This is a genomic window from Candidatus Thiosymbion oneisti, from assembly GCF_900092655.1.
In the GTDB taxonomy this organism is placed as follows: Bacteria; Pseudomonadota; Gammaproteobacteria; order Chromatiales; family Chromatiaceae; genus Thiosymbion; species Thiosymbion oneisti.
The window spans coordinates 1-2,240 of the sequence record NZ_FLUY01000393.1; the positions used below are offsets into that span (position 1 = coordinate 1).

3 protein-coding genes are annotated in these 2,240 nt (G+C 59.7%); 2 read left to right on the plus strand and 1 reads right to left on the minus strand.

Annotated features, from left to right (window positions below; translation table 11 throughout):
* The coding region (locus tag BQ17_RS21405; protein WP_218068064.1) for a WD40 repeat domain-containing protein at positions 1-277 on the plus strand (277 nt) is incomplete at its 5' end.
* Positions 278-1,506: 1,229 nt separating this feature from the next.
* Here the strand turns inward: BQ17_RS21405 and BQ17_RS23100 are convergent.
* A complete protein-coding gene (locus tag BQ17_RS23100) occupies positions 1,507-1,824 on the minus strand; it encodes a transposase (RefSeq protein WP_256091464.1) in 318 nt (105 codons plus the stop codon).
* A 152-nt stretch (positions 1,825-1,976) separates the two neighbouring features.
* Between BQ17_RS23100 and BQ17_RS20165 the strand changes: the two genes are divergently transcribed.
* Positions 1,977-2,240, plus strand: a 264-nt coding sequence (locus BQ17_RS20165) for a hypothetical protein (RefSeq protein ID WP_141699077.1), incomplete at its 3' end; no start/stop codon positions are given.

The following is a 2,240-nucleotide window of genomic DNA, read 5'->3' on the forward strand; positions in this document are numbered from 1 at the left end:
CTGGGCCTGCGGCTGGTCGCCGGACGCCAGCCGCTTGGTCTCGGCCGGCGCTGACGGCATGCTGCGCTTGTGGGACGCCGTCAGCGGGAAGAGTCTGACCATCATCCAGATATTCCGGGACCGGGAGTACGCCGTCCTGGAGCCCGCCGGCAGCGGCTTCCGCTCCGCCAGCCCCGGCGCCTGGCGTTGGCTCGGCTGGCAGCTCAAAGACCCCGCCACCGGCCGTCTCGAACGCCTCCCCGCCGAGACCTTCGGCCCCATCCCCGGCATGACGTAGGGTGGGCTGTGCCCACCATTCAGCTACCAGCTACCAGTCGCCAGCTACCAGTCGCCAGCTACCAGTCGCCGGCTACCGTAGCTGGTAGCCGGTGACTGGATGAACCCCAAAGACGCATATTGAGCATAGGAAAATCCGGATAGGTTGAACAAAGCCCGTAGGATGCGGTGAGCGCGGGAAATCTTTCAGGACGGCACTGCCGGGTGGCGCGAACCGCATCGATGATGCGATGAGACCCGTAGGTCGGGTTAGGCGCGCCTTGCGAAGGGCGGCGGGTGTCGGCGAGGTCGAACGCGCCGTAACCCGACACAGTGGGCTGGCGAATCCGCAGGTGGCGCCCTTGTCTGGCGCTGACTTCGTTCTGAATCCGCGTCTTCTACGCAGCAAGCCGGTGCGCACGATCACTTTTGGAGACCCGTAGGGCGGGACAGGCCAGGGACGGCCGCATCCCGCCGGGATGCCTACGGACGGGGATCATAATGGTGCGGTGAGCGCAGCAGGTCATTCAGGATGGCATCACGAAGAGGCGCAAACCGCATCGATGGTGTGGTGAGCGTACCGAACCATCTTGCGCAGCGAACCGCATCTGTGGACGCTGGACGTGCCCAACAACAGTGTTGGGCACGGGCCATCCCTGGCCCTTTGCCCAACCTACCCGACTGTGCTTTCCCGCCCTACGCGGGCTCCGAACCTCATTTTTCTCGTTCCCACGCGCTGCGTGGGAACGGGGAAGCTCCGCGCCGCGGAGAGCATCAGGCCTGTGTCCACCATTCCGTATACCCGGGAACTAAGAGGCTGCCTAAAAACTAACACATTGATTTTCAGCTGGCTCCCTACGCTCCAGCGTGGGAGCAAATCCCAACGCTCCAGCGTCGATTAAGCGCCTCGGTAGGCTAACCGCCAACGCCTATCAGCACAGAAGCGCTGAGTCCGCGGGAGCGGACAAGACGACGTTCCCACGCTGGAGCGTGGGAACGAGCGTGAAATTTACAGATTTTATACCCTAAAATCAGTATCTTAATTTTTAGACAGCCTCTAAACCCGCCCGGCCCAAATAATTCCGTGCACTGGAATAACGCCAATGCTCCGGCCGATCCACATACCCGCGTTTGACCGGATTGTTGTGGATATACGCCAATTTCTCCACCAGCATCGCCTCGTTTTGGATCCACTGCGGATGCGATCCTTCTTCCCATAACTGATATTCACGATCCGTCTTATATCCTTTCTTAATGATAGGCCAGCTTTGCCAATAACCGTGTCGAGTTTCTGGCCCGCAGATAATTAATAACCTGCCGCGCCGTATAAGATTTCCAGTTCTTCACTTGTTTTTCCAAATCCGGCGACTGAAGAATACAGTGCAGGTGATTTTCCAGAATCACATAGCCGTACAAGCGAACCCCTCGATTTTGTTGTCGGTCGGTGAAAGCTTCGAGCAGAATTTGTACCGTATCGGGGCACGTGAACACCGGTAGCCATTCCAGCACGGTGAATGTCATGAAATGCGGCGTTTGCGGTTCGACAATAGGGTAGCGGCTACGGCTCATAGCGTCTCCGAGACACTCCGCGGCGCGGAGCTTCCGCGTTCCCACGCGGCGCGTGGGAACGAGAAATAACCAAGGTAACGGATTTGCTGCTGACAGCGATTCCGGCGACCTTCATGTTGGTTTCTCCACTCAGTAAAAACCGGTGGCTCTTTATGGATTCCGGACTGCTTTGGAGTGCGCCGGCAGAGCGGCGCGACCGCATCGAACCTCAACGACGGGGGATACCAGCGGCGCTTGCCAAGAACCTGGGCAGCGGACTCCACACGCGCCGCGGCGACGGCGCTTTCCCCTGGTCGCAACGCCTGGCCGGGGATAGATGCATCGCCAAATCCAAAGCGACGGCGGGTTTGCACTGTACCTGCCGGCACCCCCGGTTACACCAGGTAGCGTGGGTTGCTACCAATGCCGGGATAAGG

Excerpts from the sequence above, each read along its gene's own strand:
- BQ17_RS23100 (WP_256091464.1), bottom strand. The coding sequence starts at position 1,824 with ATGAGCCGTAGCCGCTACCCTATTGTCGAACCGCAAACGCCGCATTTC.